At 66.7% G+C, this 23,531-nt stretch carries 17 protein-coding genes and 1 pseudogene; 11 read left to right on the top strand and 7 right to left on the bottom strand.

Annotated elements, in window-relative coordinates:
* A pseudogene (locus ACT6S0_RS17330) lies at positions 1 to 583 on the top strand (amidase); the annotation flags it as partial.
* A 43-nt stretch (positions 584 to 626) separates the two neighbouring features.
* Entirely contained in the window at positions 627 to 1,001 is a 375-nt protein-coding gene (locus tag ACT6S0_RS17325) for a TOBE domain-containing protein (RefSeq protein ID WP_444765037.1), read from the top strand.
* A gap of 130 nt (positions 1,002 to 1,131) precedes the next feature.
* Here ACT6S0_RS17325 and ACT6S0_RS17320 read toward each other — a convergent pair whose 3' ends face one another.
* From ACT6S0_RS17320 to ACT6S0_RS17295, 6 genes are read right to left on the bottom strand one after another with little or no spacing between them, the layout of a single operon-like run.
* On the bottom strand, positions 1,132 to 1,692 hold the full coding sequence (locus ACT6S0_RS17320; protein ID WP_444765036.1) for a hypothetical protein: 561 nt from the start codon (positions 1,690 to 1,692) through the stop codon (positions 1,132 to 1,134).
* Between the two features lie 18 nt (positions 1,693 to 1,710).
* Positions 1,711 to 2,646, bottom strand: a complete 936-nt coding sequence (locus tag ACT6S0_RS17315) for a glycoside hydrolase family 16 protein (RefSeq protein WP_444765035.1) — start codon at positions 2,644 to 2,646, stop codon at positions 1,711 to 1,713.
* A 32-nt stretch (positions 2,647 to 2,678) separates the two neighbouring features.
* Complete coding sequence (locus ACT6S0_RS17310) at positions 2,679 to 4,028, bottom strand: GH1 family beta-glucosidase (protein ID WP_444765034.1); 1,350 nt, start codon at positions 4,026 to 4,028, stop codon at positions 2,679 to 2,681.
* 15 nt (positions 4,029 to 4,043) lie between these two features.
* The gene (locus ACT6S0_RS17305; protein WP_444765033.1) at positions 4,044 to 4,862 is read right to left on the bottom strand and encodes a carbohydrate ABC transporter permease; all 819 of its coding nucleotides are present in this window, start codon (positions 4,860 to 4,862) and stop codon (positions 4,044 to 4,046) included.
* Entirely contained in the window at positions 4,859 to 5,755 is an 897-nt protein-coding gene (locus ACT6S0_RS17300) for a carbohydrate ABC transporter permease (protein ID WP_444765032.1), read from the bottom strand. The genes ACT6S0_RS17305 and ACT6S0_RS17300 overlap by 4 nt, the downstream gene beginning before the upstream one ends.
* The gene (locus ACT6S0_RS17295) at positions 5,752 to 7,020 is read right to left on the bottom strand and encodes an ABC transporter substrate-binding protein (RefSeq protein WP_444765031.1); all 1,269 of its coding nucleotides are present in this window, start codon (positions 7,018 to 7,020) and stop codon (positions 5,752 to 5,754) included. Before ACT6S0_RS17295 ends, ACT6S0_RS17300 begins: the two co-directional genes overlap by 4 nt.
* Before the next feature lie 425 nt (positions 7,021 to 7,445).
* Here ACT6S0_RS17295 and ACT6S0_RS17290 point away from each other — a divergent pair, with 425 nt between their 5' ends.
* The 8 genes from ACT6S0_RS17290 to fusA all read left to right on the top strand — a co-directional run bounded on the left by ACT6S0_RS17290 (position 7,446) and on the right by fusA (position 20,890).
* Positions 7,446 to 8,867: a carbohydrate-binding protein gene (locus tag ACT6S0_RS17290; RefSeq protein ID WP_444765030.1), complete on the top strand. Its 1,422-nt coding sequence runs from the start codon at positions 7,446 to 7,448 to the stop codon at positions 8,865 to 8,867.
* A 163-nt stretch (positions 8,868 to 9,030) separates the two neighbouring features.
* Positions 9,031 to 10,080 carry a LacI family DNA-binding transcriptional regulator gene (locus ACT6S0_RS17285; RefSeq protein WP_444765029.1) on the top strand — a complete coding sequence of 350 codons (1,050 nt, stop codon included), beginning with the start codon at positions 9,031 to 9,033 and terminating at the stop codon, positions 10,078 to 10,080.
* Between the two features lie 456 nt (positions 10,081 to 10,536).
* Positions 10,537 to 13,545 carry a TonB-dependent receptor gene (locus ACT6S0_RS17280; RefSeq protein WP_444765028.1) on the top strand — a complete coding sequence of 1,003 codons (3,009 nt, stop codon included), beginning with the start codon at positions 10,537 to 10,539 and terminating at the stop codon, positions 13,543 to 13,545.
* Between the two features lie 171 nt (positions 13,546 to 13,716).
* A complete protein-coding gene (locus ACT6S0_RS17275; protein ID WP_444765027.1) occupies positions 13,717 to 15,249 on the top strand; it encodes a tryptophan halogenase family protein in 1,533 nt (510 codons plus the stop codon).
* Positions 15,246 to 15,962, top strand: coding sequence for a SapC family protein (locus tag ACT6S0_RS17270; protein WP_444765026.1), 717 nt, complete (start codon positions 15,246 to 15,248; stop codon positions 15,960 to 15,962). Before ACT6S0_RS17275 ends, ACT6S0_RS17270 begins: the two co-directional genes overlap by 4 nt.
* A gap of 2 nt (positions 15,963 to 15,964) precedes the next feature.
* A complete protein-coding gene (locus ACT6S0_RS17265) occupies positions 15,965 to 16,972 on the top strand; it encodes a cupin-like domain-containing protein (RefSeq protein ID WP_444765025.1) in 1,008 nt (335 codons plus the stop codon).
* Positions 16,969 to 18,513 (top strand): tryptophan halogenase family protein, encoded by a 1,545-nt coding sequence (locus ACT6S0_RS17260; protein ID WP_444765024.1) that lies wholly within the window; start codon positions 16,969 to 16,971, stop codon positions 18,511 to 18,513. The genes ACT6S0_RS17265 and ACT6S0_RS17260 overlap by 4 nt, the downstream gene beginning before the upstream one ends.
* A gap of 343 nt (positions 18,514 to 18,856) precedes the next feature.
* Positions 18,857 to 20,890, top strand: a complete 2,034-nt coding sequence (fusA, locus tag ACT6S0_RS17255) for an elongation factor G (RefSeq protein WP_444765023.1) — start codon at positions 18,857 to 18,859, stop codon at positions 20,888 to 20,890.
* A 165-nt stretch (positions 20,891 to 21,055) separates the two neighbouring features.
* Here fusA and bla read toward each other — a convergent pair whose 3' ends face one another.
* Positions 21,056 to 21,997 carry a class A beta-lactamase gene (gene bla, locus ACT6S0_RS17250; protein WP_444765022.1) on the bottom strand — a complete coding sequence of 314 codons (942 nt, stop codon included), beginning with the start codon at positions 21,995 to 21,997 and terminating at the stop codon, positions 21,056 to 21,058.
* Between the two features lie 54 nt (positions 21,998 to 22,051).
* On the opposite strand from bla, the gene ACT6S0_RS17245 reads away from it, so the two are divergent.
* Positions 22,052 to 22,972: a LysR family transcriptional regulator gene (locus ACT6S0_RS17245; protein ID WP_444765021.1), complete on the top strand. Its 921-nt coding sequence runs from the start codon at positions 22,052 to 22,054 to the stop codon at positions 22,970 to 22,972.
* The last annotated feature ends 559 nt before the right edge of the window (positions 22,973 to 23,531 follow it).

Genomic DNA, 23,531 nt, shown 5'->3' with positions numbered 1-23,531 from the left:
GGTAAAGGTGCGCATTCCCAACCGCGGCAGCTACGGCGACAGCGGCGGCCGGTTGATGATGCACGGCTTCAAGGCCCATCTGCAGGCCTGGCTGGCGGAGTACGCCGTGGCGCCGCCGATCCGCAACCTCGCCGAGCTGATCGCGTTCAACAAGGCCCATGCGGCGCGCGAGATGGCCCTGTTCGGCCAGGAGGTGCTGGAACACATCGAGCGGCACCCGCTGCTGTCGCCGGCCGCCGTGCGGGAGGCACGCACGACCCTGCACCGGCTCGCGGGCACGGAAGGGCTCGATGCGGTGATGAAGCTCGATCGCCTGGACGCGCTGATCGGCATCACCAGCGTTCCCGGCTGGCACGCGGACCCGGCACGCCGGCCGCGCCCGGACCCCGGCTTCACCACGCCCGCGGCCGCGGCGGGCTACCCCCATGTGACGGTTCCGGCCGGCCATGCGGGCCTGCTGCCGGTCGGGCTGTCGTTCGTCGGCACGGCGTGGAGCGAACCGCAGCTGATGGCGATGGCGCACGATTTCGAACTGGCAGCGCAGGCCTGGCGCCAGCCGTCATTCGCCGCGGCGCAGGGGTGAAGGGCACGCCGGCCGAGGTCTACGGCGGCCGAAGAACCTGCTGGTGGCGGGCTTCGTCGGCTCGCCGGCCATCAACCGGGTCGAAGGCCAGGTGGGTGACGGCGGCGTGTTCGCGTCGCCCGCGTTCAGCCTGCCCCTGCCCCCCGCGCTGGCCTCACGGCCGCAGGGCGAGGTGCTGACGCTGGCCATCCGGCCGGAGAACGTGCGCGTCGCGGCGGGTGAGGCCTTCGAGGCCGAGGTGCAACTGGTGGAGCCGCAGGGCAACCAGCATGTCGTCTGGCTGAGCTGCGCAGGCAGCACGGTGTCGGCGGTGCTGCCGTGCCAGCCCGAAGTGCAGGAGGGCGCCAAGGTCAGGTTCGGCTTCGATGCCGGCAAGACGATGTGGTTCGACGCCGCGGGGAGCAGGGCCGAGGTCTGAAAGCCTGGCGGTCTGCGTCAATGCGTACCCGAAACTCGCCCAGGCGCATTGGTTTCGCTCGCGTCGTCAAGCCAAGGTTGTCAATGAGACCTGGCGCTTGCCGCAATCTGCGGCGGGCACGCGCCGGCCATCACTGCAGCGGTGCCGATGCGGGCGCCGGGGCGGGCAGCGCCCATGCAAAGCCTTCGACGCCTTGGGCGAACTGGTCCATCAATGCCTTGTACGGGCTGCCCGACGGGGCCTTGAGCAGAACGATGAGCCGATAGCCGTTGTTGAGCGCCACATAGCTGACGGAGCGTTGGCCAGTTGCCAGCTTACCCTCATAGCGGCCACCCGCCACGCCGCCCACCAGCACGGGCTTGGCGGCGTCGCGGCTCAGGCTCTTGTCGGCGGGGTTGCCGAACTTGACCGCGCCGTCGAGTGCGTCGTAGGGCCTGGCGGGGTCGGGCTCGGCATAGCTCCACACGACGATGAAGACGGCCTTGGGGTCGTCGGTGCGAGAGTAGACCGCCATGCCTGCGGGCTTGCCGGTCTTGGGATCGGTCTTCTCCTCGCGGTTGACGACCGACACGCCTTCCGGGGCGATGAAGCTGCCGATGGCGGTCTTCACTTCGGCGGCCTGGGCGGCAGGCACCCACAGCAGGCCGGCCGCGCCGGCAAAGAGGACAAGGATGTTGAGCAGGCGCTGCATGGCTGGGCCTCCGTGCGATCAGTTCTCTTTGTAGATCCGCACCCAGTCCACCAGCATCCGCGCCGGCAGCGGCGTGGTCGCATCCGGCGCGCCGGGCCAGTCACCACCAACGGCGAGGTTCAGGATGACGAAGAAGGGCTTCTCGAACACCCAGGTACCGCCGGCCGGCAGGTTGGCGGGTGTGAGGCGATGGAACTCCTTGCCGTCAACGTACCAGATGATCTCGTTGGGACGCTTGACGATGGTGTAGGTGTGGAAGTCGTTGATCACCGGGGCGCCGAGGTCCACCGACTTGCCGATGCCCTGCGCGCCCGAGTAGCCGGGACCGTGCAGGGTGCCGTAGGTGGAGTTGGGCGTCTGCGGGACGAATTCCATGATGTCGATCTCGCCCGACTTCGGCCACGGGTTGGTGGCGATGTCGGTGCCCAGGGTCCAGAAAGCCGGCCAGACGCCCTTGCCGGTCGGCAGCTTCATGCGCGCCTCGACCTTGCCGTAGGTGAAGCTGACCTTGTTGTTGGTGTGGATGCGGGCCGACGTGTAGTCGCACGGCTTGTTGTTCCAGCACGGGCCGGGGTTGGTGGCCTTCTCGGCGGTGATGACGAGCATGCCGGCGCCGTCGGTCTGCGCATTGCGCGGGTTGGCGGTGTAGTACTGGAACTCGCGGTTGCCCCAGCCATTGTTCTCGGCGTTGCCGAGGTCGTAGTTCCAGTTGCCGGCCTTGGGCACGGTGCCGGCCGGGTCGTCGAACTCGTCGCTCCAGGTCAGCGTCCAGTTGTTGGAGGGCGCGGGGGCCGGGGCGGGTGCCGGGGCTGGGGTCGGCGCGGGTGCGGCGACCGGTGCAGGTGCAGGCGCCGCAGTGGCCGAGCCGCCACCGCCGCCGCAGGCGGTCAGTGCAGCGGCAAAGGCGGGCAGAAAGCTGCGCCAGGGGCGGGGTGCGCGGGGGATGGCTTGCATGTCTTGTCTCCGGTGTTGTCGTGGGGGGGTGTTCAGCCGCGCCAGTCCTTGAGGAAGCCGCGGTACCAGTCGGCGCTGGCCTTGGGCGTGCGGGCCTGCGTGGCGTAGTCGACATGCACGATGCCGAAACGCTTGAGGTAGCCACTGGCCCATTCGAAGTTGTCCATCAGGCTCCAGACCATGTAGCCGGCCATGGGCACGCCCTGCTGCATGGCGCTGGCCACCGCGGCGATGTGGTCACGCAGATAGGCGGTGCGGTCGTCGTCCTGCACGCGGCCATCGACGACGCGGTCGTCCTTGAAGGCGCCGCCGTTCTCGGTCACGTAGACGGGCGGCAGGTTGGCGTAGTCGTGCTTCAGCAGCACGAGCAGGTCGGTCAGTCCTTGCGGGTAGATCTCCCAGTCCATGTCCGACACCGGCAGGCCGCGGCCCTTGGCGTCCCACTCCTCGCCGCCGGCAGAGACCACGCTGCGGGTGTAGTAGTTGACGCCGAGGTAGTCCATGGGCTGGGCGATTGCGGCCATGTCGCCGGCCTCGACGACCGGTGCATCGGCGCCCAGCTCGGCCATCACGTCGTCAGGGTAGGCGCCCTTGAACAGCGGGTCGGCATACCAGCGGCGGCCGCGGGAATCGGCGAGGTTCGCGGCGGCGATATCGGCCGGCATGGCGGTCGCGGGCACGCAGGATGACAGGTTGAGGACGATGCCGAGCTGGCATTTGTTCGCGCGGTGGGCGCCGTCTGCGCGCAGCGCCTGCAACGCCAGGCCGTGGGACAGCAGCAGGTGATGGGACACCTGCGCGGCGATCTTCTTGCTCTTGATGCCCGGCGCGAAGATGCCTTTGTCGTTGCCCAGCGTGGCGACGACCCAGGGCTCGTTGTGCGTCGTGACGCCGTCGATGCGGTCGCCGATGCGCGCCTGCACGTGGCGAGCGTAGTCGACGAAGCGGTGCACGGTGTCGCGGTCGTTCCAGCCACCACGGTCCTGCAGGCCCTGGGGCAGGTCCCAGTGGTTGAGCGTCGCCCAGGCCTGGATGCCGCGTGCCTTCAGGCCATCGACCAGGCGCTCATAGAAATCCAGGCCCTTGCGGTTGAACTCACCATGCCCGAGGGCCTGCACGCGCGGCCAGGCAACGGAGAAGCGGTAGGCGTTGACACCCAGCGAGGCGATCAGGTCGAGATCTTCTTCCAGGCGGTTGAAGTGGTCGCAGGCGACGTCGCCATTGCTGGCGTCGGCAATGGCGCCGGGCTGCTTGCAAAAGCGGTCCCAGATGGATTCGCCCTTGCCGTCCACATGGGCGGCGCCTTCGATCTGGAAGCTGCTGGTGGCGACGCCCCAGACGAAGTCGGGCGGAAACTGGCTGTGCAGGGGGGCTTGGGACATGAGCGATCTTTTTCTCTACTTGACGGCGCCGGCGGTCAGGCCCGCGATGAGCTGGCGCGACGAGATGACGAACAGAACGATGAGGGGCAGCGTCGCGATGGCGGAGCCCGCCATCAGCGCGCCCCACTCGGTGCTGGTGGTGCTGAACAGGCTGCGCAGTGCCAGCGGCAGCGTGTAGTTGTCGGCGCTGCGCAGCACGATCAGCGGGCCCATGAAGTTGTTCCAGGAGCTGATGAAGGTGATGAGGCCGAGGGTGCCCAGCGCCGGCTTCATCAGCGGCAGTGCGATGCGCCAGTAGATGCCCAGCTCGCTGGCACCGTCGATGCGCGCGGCGTTGAGCAGCTCGTGCGGCACGGTGCTGGCGGCGAACTGGCGCATCAGGAAGATGCCGAAGGCGCTGGCCGCGCCGGGCAGGTAGAGCGCACGGTGGGTGTCGATCCAGCCTAACGCGTCCATGACCATGAAGCTGGGGATCATCTTCATGAACTCCGGCACCATCATGGTCGCCATGACGAGCGCGAACAGCAGCTTCTTGAAGCGGAATTGCAGCATGGCGAAGGCATAGCCCGCCATCGAGCAGAAGAGCAGCGTCAGCGCCGTGGACATCAGCCCGACATAGAGGCTCCAGCCGACGTTCTTCCAGAACGGCAGCCGCGTCGTCAGCAGCTTGATGTTGTTGAGCAGCTCGTCGCTGAAGAACAGCGGCGGCGGCACGTTGAAGATGTCGGTGCGCGATTGGGTCGCGAACACGAACATGAAGTAAAACGGCGCCAGCATGATCAGCGCGCCGGCGCCGACGATGGCGTAGGCAGCGAACTTGGAGGTGCTGTTCATGCCTTCACCTGCCGCTCTGCAAATGCCCTGTTGGTCAGCCAGGTCAGCAGCGCGATGACGCCGAACATGATCCAGGCCAGCGCGCTGGCGCCGCCGAAATCGCTGAAGTCGAAGGCCAGGCGGTAAAGGTACATACCTACCGTCATGGCAGCCTGGTCAGCGCCGCCCTTGCCATTGGTCAGGATGAAGGGCTCCTCGAACAGCTGCAGGCCGCCGATGACCGACAGCGTCACGCCGAACAGGATCATGGGCTTGAGGCCGGGCAGCGTGATGCGCAGGAACTGCTGCCAGGGCCCTGCGCCGTCGAGCTTGGCGGCCTGGTAGAGATCCTTGGGGATGGTCTGCAGCGCGGCCAGGTAGAGCACGAGGTTGAAGCCGACATAGCGCCAGAACACGACGATGGCCACCGCCGGCTTGATGGCTTCGGGCGAGCGCATCCAGTTGATGTTCTCCATGCCGAACAGCGCGCGCAGGGCCTGGTTGATCAGCCCGTAGTCGTTGGAGAACAGCGAGCCGAACAGCATCGCGATGGCGACGGTGGACGTGATGTAGGGCAGGAAGTAGGCGCCCGAGAAGACACCGCGCCAGCGGCCGAAGGCCTGGTGCAGGAAGACCGCCAGCGGCAGCGCGACGAGGTGCTGCGGCAGCCCCGCGGCGATGGCCAGCCACAGCGTGTTGTAGAGCGACTTCCAGAACCAGCCGTCGGTCAGCGCGAATGCGAAGTTGTCGAGGCCGACGAAGCTCATCGAGTCCAGCCCGCTGGTCGGCTCCCACGACTGGAAGGCCAGCCACAGCGAGAACAGTAGCGGGAACAGGCCGAAGACGGCGAACAGGATCAGGAAGGGGGCGACGAGGATGTACGGCGCCCAGGCGGCCGGGATGCGGTGTTTCATCGGTTCGCGCGGTGGACGAGCAGGGCCTGGGCGTCTTCCAAGGCCTTGGGGATGGGCTTGCCGTACTCGAGCACGTTGTCGAGCTCGGCATTGATGACCTCGTCGGCGAACTTGTGCTGCTTGTGCATCTTGACGACCGGGATGCGCCGAGCGGCGTCGCGCCACAGCTGCCGCGCCTTCTGGCCGCCGAGGAAGGGCACGGGCTGGTCGAAGAAGGCATCCTGCTGGGCGGCGAGCAGCGCCGGGAAGGCGTCCTGCGAGCGGAAGGCGTCGATCTGCCGCTGGCTGTCGAGCGTCAACTCCTGGATGAGCTGCCAGGCGAGCTGCTTGCGCTCGGGTGCCGAGCGGCGCGGGATGGCGTAATAGGTGCCGCCGTAGGAGCAAAAGGTGTTCTCGGGCAGCTGAGCCACGCGCCACTTGCCGGCCGTGCCGGGCGCCACCCAGTTGGCCAACTGGCCAGCCATCCAGCCGCCCGACATCTCGGTGACCAGCCGGCCGCGCTTGAGCATCTCGGCCCAGTCGTTCTGCCAGACCTCGACGCGCGCATCCAGCCCCCTGCGGCGCACCTTCTGCGCCAGCTCGAAGGCGCGCACGAAGCGCGGCGACGTGATCTGCGGGCGCTGCTGGTTGTCGAAGAACTGGCCCTCGCCCGGCGGCGTGCCGCCGCGCACGATGATGTCTTTGAGCAGACGCACGTCGCCGATCAGGTAGGCGCCCGTCCTGGCCTTGAGCTGGATGCCGGCTTCGACGTAGTCCTCCCAGGAGCGCGTCAAGTCGGCCTCTTTCAGGCCGGCCTGGGTCAGCAGGTCGATGCGATAGAACAGCGAGCCCGGCCCGATGTCACTGGGCAGGGCCACGATGGCGCCCTGGCGGTTGCGCGCCGTGTCGATGGCGAAGGGCACAAAGCTGTCCCTGAAGCGCTCCGCCCCGAAGGCCGGCGCGGACAAGTCCTCCAGCCCCAAACCGAGCGAGAAGCGCCCCAGATAGCTCGTCTCCAGCGCGATGACGTCGGGCAGATAACCGGAGGTCGACAGCGCCGTGGTCATGGCCGTGTGGTGGTCGTCGTACTGGCGGCTGATGACCTGGGTGGGCACGTCGGGGTGGCGCTGGCTCCAGCCCTTCAGCAGATCCTTGGCGATGACGTCGACCAGCGGGAAGGCGGCGACGGTCAGCGGTGGCCGCTCTTTCGCATTCGCCAGCCCAGCGCCGCCGCCCAGGGCGGCGGTGAGCAAGTGACGACGGGGGAAGGAAAAGGTCTCTGACATGGTCTTGAAAGCGCTTTCAGATTGTGCTTCAACGGGCGCGCGGCCCCAGCAGCACAAACCCTAGGGCGAGCCAGCGCGAAGGCTTTCGCCTCCCTAGAACCGTGCTGGCTACGTTTGTCATCCGATCTACCGGGGCCAGCGGTGGTCCGCATCCTCGATGCGTGGCGAGCTGGTCCACCGGCGCAGACTGGACGAGTGCAACGCCGCCCCTGGTGGAAATAGGCCGGGGTCTGCAGGCCGGCGGCTTTTTCTGGCGGGCCGCCGCGGCGGCACCCCTGATCGACGGCGGCGCATGTGCGGGTCCGCCCGTCCCTGAGTTCGGGCACATGGGCCCGTTGCTCCTTCGGCACCCGGCCATTTACTCTGAAATCGCTTTCAAGTCGCCGATACAGGCGGCGGGCAACACCACCTGTTGGAGACATCCCATGAAATCCCTTCTATCCCTGATCCGGCCCGCCCTGGCCGGCCTGCTGTGCGCCGCTGCCGGTTTGGCCCACGCCCAGTGGCAACTTGTCTGGAGCGACGAATTCAACGGCAGCGTCGGCCCGCACTGGGTCTTCGAAACCGGCACCGGCTCCAACGGCTGGGGCAACAACGAGCTGCAGTACTACCGCCGCGAGAACGCGACCATCGAGAACAACGCCCTGGTCATCACGGCCAAGCGTGAGAACTTCGGCGGCATGGCCTACACCTCGGCGCGCATGAAGACGCAGGGGCTCAAGACCTTCAAGTTCGGCCGCATCGAGGCGCGCATGAGGCTGCCCTCCTTCCTCGGCGCCTGGCCCGCCTTCTGGATGCTGGGCGCCAATCTGCCGCAGGTCGGCTGGCCGGCCTCCGGCGAGATCGACGTGATGGAGAAGATCAACGACGAGCAGAAGGTCTACGGCACCATCCACTGGCAGGACCACACGGGTCAGTACGCCCAGTACAGCGGCAACCTGGCCACCACCGTGGCCGACTGGCATGTCTACGCCGTCGAATGGGACACCAACACCATCCGCTGGTATGTGGACGGCATCAAGTACCACGAGGCCAGCATCGCGGGCGGCGTCAACGGCACCAGCGAATTCCAGAACGACTTCTTCCTGCTGCTGAACTTCGCCATCGGCGGCAACTGGCCGGGCTTCAACGTCAACACCGCAGCCCTACCCGCCAAGATGTATGTGGACTATGTCCGCGTCTACGCGCCGGCCTCCAGCGGCGTGGCCACGGTCTACCAGCATTGCAACTACGGCGGCTATGCGGCCGCCCTGCCTGAAGGCAGTTACACACGTGCCCAGCTGCAGGCCCGCGGCGTGAATGACAACGACCTGTCGTCGCTGCGCGTCAGCGCCGGCTATCAGGTGCAGCTGTTCGATGGCGACAACTTCACCGGAGCCAGTGTGACCAGGACCGGCGACAGCGGCTGCCTCGTCGACAACGCCTTCAACGATCGAGCGAGCTCCGTCGTCGTCACCAAGCTCTCCACCGCCTGGTCGCGCCAGATCGAGGCCGAGGCCTTCAGCGCACAGTCCGGCGTGCAGCTGGAAGCCTGCTTGGAGGGCGGCCAGAACGTGGGCTGGATTGATACCAACGACTGGATGGCCTACAACAGCATCAACTTCCCCAGCAGTGGCAGCTACCGTGTCGAGTACCGCGTCGCCAGCGCCGCGGGCGGCACGCTGTCGCTGGATCTCAACGCGGGCAGCGTCCCGCTCGGCCAGGTCAACGTGCCCAACACCGGCGGCTGGCAGAACTGGACGACCATCTCGCAGACCGTGAACATCAACGCCGGCACCTACAACGTCGGCGTCTTCGCGGCGCAGGGCGGCTGGAATATCAACTGGCTCCGATTCACGAAGCTCTGAAATCGGGAGTCCACCACAGAGTCACAGAGGCACGAAGGAAACACAGAGAGCGCTTTTCTCTGTGCCTCAGTGCCTCTGTGGTTGCATTTGCTGAGCGCAGAGTTGCCGCAAGCGAGCCCTGTCGGGCCGCGCCTACACTCGCGGCTTCGCCTGCACACCTTCGATGAACGACAAGCTCACTCCGCCCAAGAAAGCGCCTTCAAGCCGGCCCGACGGCGTCGTCACGCTGGAGCAAGTGGCGGAGCTGGCCGGCGTATCGCCCAGCACGGTGTCGCGCATCCTCAATGGCACGGCCGCCGTGTCCGAAGCCAAGAAGGACGCCGTGCAGGCCGCCATTCGCGACCTGGGCTTCCGACCCAATCCCGTGGCGCGCGGCCTCGCCGGGGGCAAGACCCTGTCCATCGGCGTCGTCACCCAGATCATCTCCAGCCCTTTCTACGGCGAAGCACTGCTTGGCATCGAACGCGAGCTGGAGCGGGCTGGCTATGTCCCGCTGTTCGTGTCCGGCAACTGGCATGAGGAAGACGAGCGCAAGGCCATCGAGACACTGCTGTCACGCCGCGTCGATGGTGTCATCGTGCTCGCCGGCCGCATCTCGGACGCCGAGCTGACCAAGGTGTCGGACAGCCTGCCGGTCGTTGTCGTCGGCCGCCAGCTGTCCGGGCCGCAATTGTTCAGCTTCAGCTTCGACAACCGACTGGGCGCGCGGCTGGCCACCCAGCATCTCATCGAGCAGGGCCACCGCCGCATCGCCTTCATCGCCGGCGACCTGGTGCACGACGACGCGGTCGAGCGCCAGAACGGGTATTTCGACGCGCTGGCCTCTGCCGGCATCGTGGTCGACCACAACCTGATCGTGCAAAGCGATTACACCGAAGCCGGCGGCATGCTGTCGGTCACCCGGCTGCTGGAGCGCGATGCCCATTTCACGGCGCTGTTCGCCTCCAACGACCAAATGGCCATTGGCGCCTGCCTTGGCCTGCACCGGCGCAATCTGCGCGTGCCGGACGATGTCTCGCTGGTCGGCTTCGACGACCTCATCATGGCGCGCTATGCCATGCCGCCGCTGACCACCGTGCGCCAGTCGGTGTACGAGATCGGCGTCGAGGCCGCGACCGCCATGCTGCAGATGCTGCGCGGCGGCCAGCCCAAGGCCGACCTGCCCGGGCCGGAACTGGTCGTGCGTGAGAGCACACGCCGCATGGCGCGCTGAACTGACGAGTGCTCGCCAGCCAGGGCGCGCGCCGCCTGGCACAGACGCGCGAGCGACCGCCGCGGCCTCATGCCGCAACCCTGGGCAATTGCGTCCACTGGACGCCGGTGCCGCAGCGCCCGCTGCCGATTCGTTGTTCGCCCCGGGTAAACCATGTGGCCGAACCGACGACTGCGACGCATCATCATCTGAAAGCGCTTTCAATACCCCTCGGCGCTCGCCATCTTTCAACCCAGAACTTCCCTAGCTTCCACCTTTCTGGGCCTTCCTTCCCATGGGAGCGGTCACAGGCAACGGGCGCACCGGCCTTCACGAGCACACGCCTCAGGCGTTGCGACAAAGCCGCAGACCGAGGGTGTTGCCTAGGTTGAAAGCGCTGCCATTGACGTATTCTTGAAAGCGCTTTCAGCTCGTCATCGAGCACCAAACGACAAGATCAACTCTGGAGACAAGTGAATGAGACAGCCTCGCCCTGCCCTTCGCCTCACGACCCTGGCCACCGCCAGCGGCCTGCTGTTTGCCAGCGCAGCAGTGCTGGCCCAAGGCGGCAACCCCAACGCCGGCCCCACGCCGTCCACCTCGGTGCCCCAGGCGTTGGCCAGCACCACGCAGCTGGAAACGGTCATCGTGACCGGTATCCGCCGCTCGCTGGAAACCTCGGTGAACCTCAAGCGCTCCTCGTCCGGCCTGGTCGACGGCATCGTGGCTGAGGACATCGGCAAGTTCCCCGACACCAACCTGGCTGAATCGCTGAGCCGCATCTCCGGCGTGTCCATCGACCGCGCGAACGGCGAAGGCACCCGCATCACCGTGCGCGGCATGGGCCCCGACTTCAACCTGGTGCTGCTCAACGGCCGCCAGATGCCCGGCGCCAGCCTGGACGACAGCGCACCGGTCTCGCGCTCCTTCGACTTCTCCAACCTCGCGTCCGACGGTGTCGCGGCCCTGGAGGTTTACAAGACCAGCCGCGCCAGCAGTCCGACCGGCGGCATGGGCGCGACGATCAACGTCCGCACCCCGCGCCCCTTCGACACCAAGGAAACCATCGCCCAGGTCGGCGTGAAGCTGGTCAGCGACGAGTCTGCCCGCCGCCTGCCTGGCGAACAGAAAGGCAAGAACGCCACGCCTGAACTGAGCGGCATCTACAGCACGCAGAGCGCCGACGGCATGTTCGGCATCGCGCTGATGGGCACCTACCAGGTTCGCGATTCCGGCTACGCCCAAGCCAACGTCAGCAGCGGCTGGAAGACCTTTGACGGCATCCAGGACAACGACTGGAGCGGCCCCAACGCCGTCTGGGGTGGCCTGCCTGCCACGTCGGCCGAGATCAAAAACCGCCCGGCGGTGGGCTCCATCTACAGCGTGCCGCAGAACCTGAACTACTCGTTCACCGGCGTGCATCGCGAGCGCCTGAACGGCCAACTGGTGCTGCAGTTCAAGCCGATGAAGGATCTGGTCGGCACGCTGGACTTCGTCATGTCGGAGCAGAAGTTCCGCCAGCGGCGCAACGACATCTCCGCCTGGTTCAACTATGGCGGTCAGTTCGGTGAGTTCCAGACCGGTTCGCCCTCCTCGCCCATCATCTACGGCGAGCACATGAGCAACTCCGACCTGGCCATGGGCGCCTCGCGGATCAACACCAAGAACAAGAATCAGCAGCTCGGCCTGAACCTGAAGTGGAAGGCCACCGACACGTTGAACTTCGAGTTCGACGCGCACCGCTCCACCGCCATGTCCGGCGCCAACGACCCGCTCGGCACCAGCGTCACGCTGGGCACGGCGTCCCTGGTCCGCGGCGACACCTTCGTCGACTTCAGCAACAAGTTTCCGGTGCTGTCGATGGTCGGCGCGCTGGACCCGACCAAGCAGGAGCTGCAGGGCTCGGTGTTCTCCAACAGCTATCAGAAGAACCAGGTCAGCCAGGTGCAGACCAAGGGCAGCTGGAAGATCAACGAGGACAGCAGCCTGGACTTCGGCGTGGCGCTGACCGAGGTCAAGAACCGCTCGGCCTTCGCCAATGTGCAGCGCGACACCTGGGGCGGTGGCGCTGCGGGCGGCCCGGCCGCGATGCCGGACGACATCTGGAAGGCCGATTCGATCAGCAAGTACTTCAGCCGCATCCCCGGCTCGAGCGATCCGCGCCTGTTCAACCAGTTCTACTACTTCAACTTCGAAGACCTGCGCGCCGCAGCCATCAAGGCCCTGGGCTCCGACACCCTGCTGAAGGCTTCCTTTGACTGGAACGACGATTTCCGCACGACGGAAAAGTCGCAGGCTGCCTTCGGCCAGTACAACCTGGCCTGGGAGTGGGGCGTGCCCATGGAGGCGGCCATCGGCGCGCGCTACGAGCGCACGAAGGTCGGCTCGCCGTCCACCGAGAAGATCCCCGTGTCGGTGGCCTGGGTGGCCAACAACGAGATCCCCATCACCTTCAGCGGCATCCGCTCGGCATCGCGCCAGGGAAAGTACGACTACGTGCTGCCGTCCATCGACCTCAGCGCCGATGTGACAAACGACACCAAGCTGCGCCTGAGCTATGGCCAGACCATCGGCCGCCCGGGCTGGAACGCCATCCAGGGGGGGCAGCGGATCGACCCGCTGGCACGCGTCGACGGTGGCGTGGCCTCGGTGGGCAACCCCAACCTGCGACCGCTGAAGTCGAGCAACATCGACTTCTCCGCCGAGCATTACTACGCAAAGAGCAGCTACGTCGCAGCGAGCTATTTCCGCAAGTCAATCAAGGACTACAACCAGGCCGTCGTCGAGCGTAAGAACCTGTTCGACCTGCACACGCCGATCGGCAACGCGATGTACAACCAGGCCCAGACGACCGGTGGCTGCGGCGCCGATTCGGACTGCATCCGCAAGTACATCTTCGCGAACTTCCCGACCGCTCCGGGCGTCAGCCCCGGCACACCCGGCACGTCGCTCGGCACCATCACCGCGCAGCCCAACGACCCGCTGCTGCTGTTCAACGTGGGCTCGTTTGTCAACAACCAGCGCACCAACAAGATCAATGGCATCGAGCTGAACGCCCAGCACATCTTCGGCAACAGCGGCTTCGGCATTTCGGCCAACTTCACCAAGGTGAAGTCCAACCTTGTCTACGACAACAACAAGCGTGGTGGGCAGACCGACGTGCTGGTCGGCATGGGTAACTCCGGCAACCTGGTCGGCTTCTTCGAGAACGAGACATGGACAACCCGCCTGGCTTACAACTGGCGCGGCAAGTTCCTGGCGGAGAACTACGACGGCGCGGAAGGTGCGCAGCCGCTGTACGTGGAACCTTTCGGCCAGCTTGACTGGAGTGTTGGCTACAACGTGAACCAGAACCTGCGACTGCAGTTCGAGGCCATCAACCTGACGGACGAGTACACCCGCACCCACATGCGCAACGAGAACCAGATGGGTGCCGTCACCCAGCTGGGCCGTCGCATCATGATCGGCGCACGCTACAAGTTCTAAGCAGCAGCCTCAGGGGCCGGCTCCGGCCGGCCCTCAAGGAAAGTCGGGAGCTTCCGACGCTTCCTGGTGAGGCAAAGTCTGGTTCGGCGGTGCTTGCGCTCTGGGGCACCGTCCTTGTTCGCCGTTTGGCGAGGCCGCGCGAGCGGCCCTTTTTGTTTTGGGAGCCCATGCGTGGATGACAGAGTGCGTCAGGTGGTGGTGCTGGGCGGTGGCTCGGCGGGCTGGCTGGTTGCCGGTCTGCTCGCGGCCGAGCATCCAGATCTGCACATCACGCTGATCGAGTCCAGCGACGTGCCGACCATTGGCGTCGGCGAGGGTACCTGGCCGTCGATGCGCGACACGCTGCGCCGCATCGGCCTGTCGGAGGCCGAGTTCATCCGCCGCTGCCAGGTCTCGTTCAAGCAGGGTTCGCGCTTTGATGGCTGGGCCCGTGGCGCCGCGGGCGCCGACGGCGACCGCTACTACCACCCCTTCATGCTGCCCGTCGGCCACGGCGACGCCGACCTCGTGCAGGCCTGGTTGGCCACGCCAGGCCAGCGCCCCTTTGCCGACATCGTCAGCCCGTCGGTGCAGGTCTGCGAAGCCGGCCTCGCGCCCAAGCAGGTGCAGACGCCCGAGTTCGGCGCCGTCGCCAATTACGCCTACCACTTCGACGCCGGCCTGTTCGGCCAGCTGCTGCGCGAGCACGCCATTGCCAAGCTCGGTGTGCACCACGTCATCGACCATGTCGACGCCGTGCTGTCGCATGAGAACGGCGACATTGCCGCGCTGCAGACGCGCGAGCACGGCGATCTGAAAGCCGAGCTCTTCATCGACTGCTCAGGCCTCACCTCGCGCCTCATCGGCCAGCACTTCGGCGTGCCGCTCAAGTGCGAGCGCGACGTGCTCTTCAACGACGCCGCCATGCCGGTGCAGGTGCCGTATGCCCAGCCCGACGCGCCACTGGCCCCGGTGACCATCGCGACCGCCTGGGCCAAGGGCTGGATCTGGGACATCGGCCTGCCCACACGGCGCGGCGTCGGCTGCGTCTACTCGCGCGCCCACGCCAGCGACGATGACGCCCACGCGGCCTTGCAGGCGTATCTCGACGCCACCGGCGCGCCGCCCGAGCGCCCCACGCCGCGCAGCATCCGCTTCGATCCCGGCTACCGTGAGCAGTTCTGGGTGCGCAACTGCGTCGCCATCGGCCTGGCTTCGGGCTTCATCGAACCCCTGGAAGCCTCGGCCCTGGCCCTGGTCGAACTGTCCGCCACACGGCTGTGCGACGAGCTGCCGATGACGCGCGCGACGATGGACGCCGTCGCCCGCCGCTTCAACGACGACTTCGGCTACCGCTGGGCGCGCGTCATCGACTTCCTGAAGCTGCACTACGCGTTGAACCAACGCGACGACAGCGACTACTGGCGCGCCCACCGCGACCCCGCCACCTGGCCCGAGCGCCTGCGCGAGCTGTTACCCATGTGGCGGCTGCGCGCGCCGGCGCGGCATGACTTCGGCCGCATCGACGAGGTCTTTCCGTCGGCCAGCTACCAATACGTGCTCTACGGCATGGGTTTCCGCCCTGACGCCCAAGGCCTCTGCGCCGCCAAACTCCAGGCAGCCCAGGCCTGCTTCGACGAGGCCGCCCGCCAGGCCCGTCGTTTCCTCGGCGGCCTGCCGGGCCACCGCAGCCTGATCGCCCATATCCACAAGACCGAGACATGAAACCCGTCCTGCTCGACAACGTCACCCACCGCCATCTGCGCGTCCGTACCGAACGTTCCGCCGCGCTGGGCGATGCGCGCCAGTCTGCCCTCGCCCTGCCGGGCGAGTTCCGTCAGCTGCAGGCCCATTTCCCCATCGTCTTTCAATGGGTGGAAACCGACGCCGGGAAAGGGGGGTTTCAGCCCATCGTCCTGTTCGGACTGGAAGAAGGCCAGAACCTGTTCCTGACCCACAAGGGCTGGGATTCCCCCGCCCTGCCCATGTCCCTGCAGCGCGATCCCTTCCTGATCGGCCGCGCCCCTGACGACGGCCTGCAGCTGCACATCGACATGGACAGCCCGCGCGTCGTTCGGCCTGAGGAGGGCGAGGTCGGTACCGCCATCTTCCTGCCGCACGGCGGCTTCAGCGACTACCTCGATCGTCTCGTGACACTGATGGAGCATCTGCATGCACAGGTCCAGCACCTGCCGGTCTTCATCGAAGCGCTGACGCGCCACCAGCTGCTGGAGCCCTTCGTCCTGGACATCGAGACGACGGGCGGCGAACAGAGCCGGCTGACCGGCCTCTTCACCATCAACGAGGAGCGCCTGGCCGCCCTGCCCGGCGCCGCGCTGGAGACGCTGACGCGCGAGGGCCACCTGATGCCCATCTACATGCAGATCGCCTCGCTGGCCCAGTTGCCTGTCCTCGTGGAGCGGCAAAGCCGCCTCTGAGCATGCACGCAGTACCGGCCTGGACCGGGCCGTTCGACCCGAACAAGCTGCCCGCCGAGCTGCTGACCAGCGACCGACCCTACGTCGTCCGCGGTGGCTTTGCGCACTGGCCGGTCGTACAGGCCGCGCGCCAGTCGGATGCGGCCCTGGCCCGCTATCTGCTGGCGCAGTACAACGGCATCCGCATCGGCCTCTTCCAGTTGGCGCCCGAGGCTCACGGCCGCGTCTTCTACGCCGACGACGGCTTGAGCAGCTTCAACTTCACACGCCATGCCGCCACGCTCGACCAGGTGCTGGCCGGCCTGCTCGGACTGGCCGGGACGCCTGAGCCCCCGGCCCTTTATGTCGGCTCGACCACCGTGGAGGCCGTGCTGCCCGGCTTCCTCGACGCCAACGTCATGGGCCTTGGCCAGCGCGACGCCCTCGTCAGCCTGTGGCTGGGCAACCGCACCCGCATCGCCGCCCACTATGACCTGCCCGACAACCTCGCCGTCGTCGCCGCCGGCCGGCGCCGCTTCACGGTGTTTCCACCCGAGCAGATCGGCAACCTCTACATGGGCCCGCTGGACCCGACCCCGGCCGGCCAGCCCATCAGCCTGGTCGACTTCGAGAAGCCCGACTTCGAGCGTTTCCCGCGCTTCCGGCAAGCGCTGGACGCCGGCGCAGTGGCCGAGCTGGAACCCGGCGACGCCATCTTCATCCCCAGCATGTGGTTTCACCACATCGAGGGGCTGGCACCGCTCAACCTGCTCATCAACGCCTGGTGGCGCCAGACGCCCGGCTACGTCGACTCGCCACTGAGCACGCTGCACCTGGCGCTGATGACGTTGCGCGACCTGCCCGCGAAGGAACGCCGCGTCTGGCAGCACCACTTCCAGCATTTCGTCTTCGATGCCGACGACAGCACCTGGGCGCACATTCCCGAGGCTGCGCGCGGCCTGCTCGGCCCCATCGACGACGACACCTCGCGCCGGGCCCGCGCGCAACTCCTGACCCAACTCAAACGATGAACACCACCAACAAGCCCCCGCGTCGCGTCGTCATCGCCGGCGGCGGCACCGCCGGCTGGATGATGGCCACCCTGATGGGCAAGCTGCTCGGCAGGCAGCTCGACATCAAGCTCGTCGAGTCCGAGGAGATCGGCACCGTGGGCGTCGGTGAGGCCACCATTCCGGCGCTGCTCACGTATCACAACCTGCTCGGCATCAACGAGGCCGAGTTCATGGCCGCGACCAACGCGACCTTCAAGCTCGGCATCAAGTTCGAGGGCTGGAAAACACAAGGCCAGGACTACTTCCACTCCTTCGGCAGCACCGGCAATGACCACTGGAGCGCCGGCTTCCAGCACTTCTGGCTCAAGGGCCGGGCCGCCGGCATCGCGCGGGACTACACCGACTACAACCCCGAGACGCTGGCCGCCTACGCCGACCGCTTCGGCCATGTGCCGCGCAACGGCCTGAACTACGCCTACCACCTCGACGCCGGCCGCTACGCCAAATACCTGCGTGCCATGAGCGAGGGCTACGGCGTGCAGCGTATCGAGGGCAAGATCGCCGCGGTGCTGATGGACGGCCCCGACGGGCGGGATGGCGACATCACCGCGTTGCAGATGCAGGACGGCAGCCGCATCGACGGCGACCTCTTCATCGACTGCACCGGCTTTCGCGCCATGCTGATTGGCGAAGCGCTCGGGGTGGGCTACGAGGACTGGTCGCACTGGTTGCCCTGCGACCGCGCCGTGGCCGTGCAGACCGCATCTGTCCGCGAGGCCTGGCCCTACACGCGCTCCATCGCCCACCCCTTCGGCTGGCAATGGCGCATCCCGCTGCAGCACCGCGTCGGCAACGGCCTGGTCTACAGCAGCAAGGAACTCAGCGACGCCGACGCGCCCGAGGTCTTGAAGAACAACGTCGAGGGTGAGCTGCTGATCCAGCCGCGCGTCATCAGGTTCCTGCCCGGCCAGCGTCACAAGGTCTGGCACCGCAACTGCATCGCCGTGGGCCTGGCCAGCGGCTTCATCGAGCCGTTGGAGTCCACCAGCATCCACCTGATCCAGCGTACGGCCATCCGGCTGATGCAGCTCTTCCCGACCCAGGGCATCAACCCCGCCGACGTGGCCGAGTTCAACCTGCAGTGCGAGCGCGAGCTGATCCACATCCGCGACTTCATCATCCTGCACTACCACGTGACCCAGCGCAGCGACTCCGCGCTGTGGAACCACGTGCGAACGATGGAGGTCCCCGCCACGCTCAGGCATCGCATCGACCTCTTCACCGAGAGCGCCCGCGTCTTCCGCCCCAGCGACGAGCTGTTCGCCGAGAACTCCTGGATCCAGGTCATGATGGGCCAGGGCATCACACCGAAGAGCTACCACCCGGTGGCCGAGCTGATGGGCCCGAGCGAGCTGAACCAGTTCCTCGTTGACATCCACACCAAGGCCGCACGCATCGCCGGTGGCCTGCACGGCCACCAGGCCTATGTCGAGCAGCTGTGCGCGCCCTATCGCCATGCGACGACGGCGCAACTGGCCGCCACGCCACTGCGGGCTTGAAAGCCCCACGAACCACCCGACATTGAACCCGGCCAGACAATCGCGCCCATCATGAAGCTCAACCCGACGATCCAAGCCCGCCTCAGCCGCTGAGCGCCCTTCGACCGTGTTCGGAAGGCGCAGAGCCTTCCGGTCAACCCAACCCCGGCAGGCTCGCACCTCCCGGGGTTTTGTTTTTCGAGTTCCGCCATGCGCACCTTCGACAAGCTGATCGCCACGATTCCCGAGCGCCGGAGCGCGGCTCGGCCCTGCCTGTCGCGTGCGCGCTTCGGCGTCCTGCTCTTGCGCTAGCCCCCAGCGATTCCGCTCGGGGCTGGCAGCTGCTACCCCAACAGGAATCGCCATGAACTCGAACACCAACTCGAACACCAACTCGTCCTTCCGCAAGCTGCGCAACATCGGCGTCATCGCCCACGTCGACGCCGGCAAGACCACGACCACCGAACGCATCCTGTTCTACACGGGCGAGAACTACCGCATCGGCGACGTCAACGACGGCGACACGACGATGGACTTCGACCCGCAGGAACGCGCACGCGGCATCACCATCCACAGCGCGGCCACGACGGTGCATTGGCAAGGCACGCAGATCAACCTGATCGACACGCCCGGGCACATCGACTTCAACATCGAGGTGCGTCGCTCGCTGCGCGTGCTGGACGGCGCCGTCGTCGTCTTCGACGGCGTGGCCGGCGTCGAGCCGCAGACCGAGACCAACTGGCGCCTCGCCGACCAGTACCGCGTGCCGCGCATCGCCTTCGTCAACAAGCTGGACCGTACCGGTGCCGACTTCCTGCGCGTCGTCTCGATGATGCAGGAGCGCCTGGGCGCGCGCGTGCTGCCCTTGCAGCTGCCCATCGGCGCCGAGACCGAGTTCCGCGGCGTCGTGAACCTGCTCGACATGCAGGCCCTCGTCTGGGACCGCGACGATGCCAAGACGCCGCCGCGCGTGACCGAGATCCCCGCTGAGCTGCTGGCGGCCGCCCAGGCGGCCCGTGCACGCCTGGTCGAAACTGTCGTCGAACGCGACGACGCGCTGCTGGACGCCTGGCTGCGCGGCGAAAGCCCGTCGGTGGACGCGCTACGCGCCGGCATCCGCGCCGCGACCGTCGCGAACGAGATCGTGCCCGTGCTGGCCGGCTCGGCCTTGCGCAACCGCGGTGTCGAGCCGCTGCTGGACGCCGTCGTGGCCTACCTGCCCGCGCCCGGTGAAGCCCCCGGCGCGACGGACATCCAGGGCCCGCTGTCCGCGCTCGCGTTCAAGCTGACCGCCGACGACCACGGCGCGATGGTGTTCGTGCGCGTCTACAGCGGCACGCTGAAGCGCGGCGACACGGTCTGGAACGCCAGCACCGGCAAGGCCGAGCGCGTGTCGCGCCTGTACGAGATCCACGCGGACCGCCGCGTCGAACGCGACGAACTCGTCGCAGGCGACATCGCCGGCGTCGTCGGCCTGAAGGACGTGCTGACCGGCCACACGCTGGCGTCCACCAAGGACACGTCGGTGCTGGAAAGCATCGCCGTGCCCGAAGCCGTCATCGACGTGGCCATCGAAGCGCGCCACCAGGAAGGCGCCACGGCTCTTGCGAAGGGTTTAGGCGTGCTCACCCGCGAGGACCCATCGCTGCGACTGCGCCAGGACGCCGAGTCGGGCCAGATGCTGCTGTCCGGCATGGGCGAGCTGCAGCTGGAAGTGGCGGTGGAGAAGCTGCGCTCCCGCTTCGGCGTGGACGTGGCCACCGGCAGGCCGCAGGTCGCCTACCGCGAGACCATCGCGCGGGCGACCGAGATCCACCATCTGCACCGCAAGCAGAGCGGCGGCCCCGGCCAGTTCGCCGAGCTGACGCTGCGCATCGCGCCTCTGCCTCGCGGCGAAGGTGTTCGCTTCGAGAACGCGAGCGCGGGCGGCGCGATCCCGCGCGAGTTCGTCCCGGCGGTCGAGGCCGGCATCCGACACGCGGCCCAATCCGGACCTTTCGCAGGCTACCCGCTGGTGGACTTCGAGGCCACGCTGGTCGATGGCAGCGCCCACGTGCGCGACTCGTCGGCCCTGGCCTTCGAACTCGCGGCCGCGACCGCGCTGCGTGAAGCGGTGCTGAAGGCTGCGCCAGTGGTGCTGGAACCCGTGATGGCCGTCGAGGTCATCACGCCCTGCGACTATCTCGGCGACGTCATCGGCGACCTGTTGCGCCGGCGCGGCCAGGTGCAGGGCCAGGACATGCGCGGCAACGCGGTCGCCGTGACGGCCCATGTGCCGCTGGCGCAGATGTTCGGCTACATCGGCCATCTGCGCGCGCTCAGCGCGGGCCGTGCGCAGTTCACGATGCAGCTCGACCACTACGCCGAGTTGCCGGCGCGAGCGGCGTTGGCTGCTTGAGGGGCCTTGAAGCGGGGTGCGTCGACATGAAGCTGTTGACCATCCCGCTTCTTTCTGTCCGCAATGCAGCGTTGTGGTCGGTGGTGGCCGGCGCCGTACTCACGGCCCAGCCAGAGGTTCGGACAGCCGAGTCGCTGCTGAGACTCGGTCAGATCGTGCGCGCAACTACCCCATGGCCCACTGGGCCGCGATCTTCCCCACCTCAGCGAGGACCGCCTGGTGCCGAGCCTCAATCTGCGCGGTGTATTCGCCGCTATCAAAGTAGGCAGCGATGATGATCGGGCTTCTACCGGGCGGAAACGTGATCGCAAGGTCATTGCACTTGTTGGTCGTTCCCTCAGCGCGCCCGCTTCCAGTCTTGTTACCACTGCGCCACTCGGCGGGAAGTCCGGCGCGAAGCCGCAGACGGCCCGTCTTTGTGTTCTCCATCCAGCTCAGCAGGCGCTCCCGTGATCCACGCTGCAGAAGATCGCCGGTCGTGATCCGACGGACGAGTTGCGCCATCGCCAATGGCGAGGTGGTGTCGCGAAAGTCGGCCGAAAGCACCAGGCCGAGATCAGGTTCATAGCGGTCGAGCCGGCTCACCATGTCGCCCATCTCACGAAACTTCGCGGTGACGGCAGCCGGACCGCCCAGGCGTTTGACAAGAAGGTTGGCCGCGACACCGTCGCTCTGTTCCTGCGCCGCCTGCGCCAGTGCGGCAATGCTCATTCCGCCCATGGCGAGATTCTTCCGGGTCACAGGCGCCCAAGGCAAAAGATCCGCTTCGGAATAGGCCAGGATTTCATCGAGATCGATTCGGCCGCGGTCCGCCTCGCGCAAGTAGGCGGCGGCGAGCGCCAGCTTGAACGTCGAACACATCGCAAAGTGTTCACCCATGCGGTTGCCGCTGACTTCGCCGGTCGCCGTGTCAAGGAAGCAAACACCCAGGCGCGCATGGCCCACTTCGAGCACTTGAAGCCGCGCGGCGGCGTCAAAGCGGCGTTTGGCAGTTGTGGCGCCAGCCGGGCCTGCCAGCAGCGCGGCCGTGCTGGCCGACAGAACGGTTCTTCGAGTCAAGGGCATAGCAAATCTCATGGGGTTGATGAACGGGAAAGATTCTTCCAAGGAGAAGATGCGGCGACCAACGAAATCACTTCAGCGTAGACATTAGGATTTCTCATGTCCCTTACTCGCTACTCACTGAACCATCTCCAGGCTTTTGCCGTTGCGTCGCGACACCTGAACATGACGCGGGCCGCCAACGAGTTGTGCGTCACCCAGGCTGCCGTCAGCCATCAGATCAAGGCGTTGGAGGCGCAGCTCGGCAAACCGCTGTTCTTGCGTACCGCTCGCGGACTTCAGCTCAGCGACGACGGTGAACGCATCGCACCCGCGGTACAGAAGGCCTTCGCGCAGCTCGATGCGGCGCTGTCTTTGTTGGACGAGGGCACGCCGCCCCAGCGCTTCACGCTCGCGGTCGTCGGTACTTATCTGCACGGCCATCTGCTTGAGCGCCTGCAGGACTTCCAGTTGCGCCAACCCACCATCGACCTGCGCATCCAGACCCACAACAACAAGCTCGATCTGGCGACCGAAACGGTTGACGCCGCGATCCGCTTTGGGGACGGGGCCTGGCGGCGCGTGGAAGCGGTCCCCCTGCAGGCGGCGCCGGTGACCGCGCTGTGTGCACCCGAACTGGGTGTGAAGTCCCTGCAGGACTTGCGACGTTGCACGCTGCTGCGGTCATATCGCAGCGACGAATGGGCCGTTTGGGCACAGGCCGCCGGTTGCGCGCCATTGAACCCTCGCGGCCCGCAATTCGATGCGTCGGTGCTGATGGTGCAGGCAGCCATGGCCGGTGCTGGCATCGCGCTGGCGCCGGCCACGATGTTCAGGCGCGAACTGGCCACCGGCCGGCTCGTACAGCCCTTTGCCATCGAGATCGACGTCGGCCGCTATTGGCTCACACGCAGCCTGGGGCGTGATCCCTCACCAGCCTTCGACATGCTGAAGGAATGGCTGGTAAGCACCTTGTCTGCGCAGCCGCCGCGAGTCGCGCGCCACGAAACGTTGCCAGGCGGCCGGCCGGGTACTTCCTAGGCTCGATACGCAGCATTCGGGACGCTGATCCGATAGCTGGGCGGGTGAAAGTGCGCCTCGCGGCTGAGGGCAGCTGCGCGCAAATCAACGCCAACGTAAACGGCCGGCAGGAGCAGTCGGTGGGGTGTCGAGTTCCGCTGACTTGGCAACGCAAGGCCTGTCGAACGCCGGGGAAAGTCAGCTTCAGGCGCGAGCGGACATCCGCTGCTGAAGGCAGTCAATGCCAGGTATCGACAAAGAGTAAACCGCTATTCGCGGTTGATGGGCGAGGCAAGGCAAGGCCGCAAGGATCGCTACGCCACCCACACGTGCACGGCATCGTGCCAGGCGGCGGGCTGGCACCAATCTCACTGCGCGCTCGCGCACCTCGGGTGAAAACTTCGTTGATTTCCTCGTCATGACTCCATCCTCTCAGAGGCGGCGCGCGTCAAGATAGTTGTCGCCTGATTCAAGCAGCTTTGAGCTGAGTATGTGGAGCGGTGGCCGCGCTGCTGACCACCTCGTCGCGCTCTGGGTTGAGGGTGACCACCTCGATGGGCGACCAGTCTCTGGTGCTGCC

This window comes from Roseateles sp. (assembly GCF_052436255.1).
Lineage (GTDB): Bacteria > Pseudomonadota > Gammaproteobacteria > Burkholderiales > Burkholderiaceae_C > Pelomonas.
Note: the sequence above shows the minus strand (reverse complement) of the source record. Positions and strands in the feature narration are given on the sequence as shown.

What these genes read in the sequence shown, in the direction of transcription:
- ACT6S0_RS17270 (WP_444765026.1), top strand. Translation starts at nt 15,246, where the DNA reads ATGAAACCCGTCCTGCTCGACAACGTCACCCACCGCCATCTGCGCGTC.
- ACT6S0_RS17315 (WP_444765035.1), bottom strand. Translation starts at nt 2,646, where the DNA reads ATGCAAGCCATCCCCCGCGCACCCCGCCCCTGGCGCAGCTTTCTGCCC.
- ACT6S0_RS17280 (WP_444765028.1), top strand. Translation starts at nt 10,537, where the DNA reads ATGAGACAGCCTCGCCCTGCCCTTCGCCTCACGACCCTGGCCACCGCC.
- ACT6S0_RS17305 (WP_444765033.1), bottom strand. Translation starts at nt 4,862, where the DNA reads ATGAACAGCACCTCCAAGTTCGCTGCCTACGCCATCGTCGGCGCCGGC.
- ACT6S0_RS17285 (WP_444765029.1), top strand. Translation starts at nt 9,031, where the DNA reads ATGAACGACAAGCTCACTCCGCCCAAGAAAGCGCCTTCAAGCCGGCCC.
- ACT6S0_RS17290 (WP_444765030.1), top strand. Translation starts at nt 7,446, where the DNA reads ATGAAATCCCTTCTATCCCTGATCCGGCCCGCCCTGGCCGGCCTGCTG.
- ACT6S0_RS17295 (WP_444765031.1), bottom strand. Translation starts at nt 7,020, where the DNA reads ATGTCAGAGACCTTTTCCTTCCCCCGTCGTCACTTGCTCACCGCCGCC.
- ACT6S0_RS17300 (WP_444765032.1), bottom strand. Translation starts at nt 5,755, where the DNA reads ATGAAACACCGCATCCCGGCCGCCTGGGCGCCGTACATCCTCGTCGCC.
- ACT6S0_RS17310 (WP_444765034.1), bottom strand. Translation starts at nt 4,028, where the DNA reads ATGTCCCAAGCCCCCCTGCACAGCCAGTTTCCGCCCGACTTCGTCTGG.
- ACT6S0_RS17320 (WP_444765036.1), bottom strand. Translation starts at nt 1,692, where the DNA reads ATGCAGCGCCTGCTCAACATCCTTGTCCTCTTTGCCGGCGCGGCCGGC.
- ACT6S0_RS17245 (WP_444765021.1), top strand. Translation starts at nt 22,052, where the DNA reads ATGTCCCTTACTCGCTACTCACTGAACCATCTCCAGGCTTTTGCCGTT.
- ACT6S0_RS17265 (WP_444765025.1), top strand. Translation starts at nt 15,965, where the DNA reads ATGCACGCAGTACCGGCCTGGACCGGGCCGTTCGACCCGAACAAGCTG.
- ACT6S0_RS17260 (WP_444765024.1), top strand. Translation starts at nt 16,969, where the DNA reads ATGAACACCACCAACAAGCCCCCGCGTCGCGTCGTCATCGCCGGCGGC.
- fusA (WP_444765023.1), top strand. Translation starts at nt 18,857, where the DNA reads ATGAACTCGAACACCAACTCGAACACCAACTCGTCCTTCCGCAAGCTG.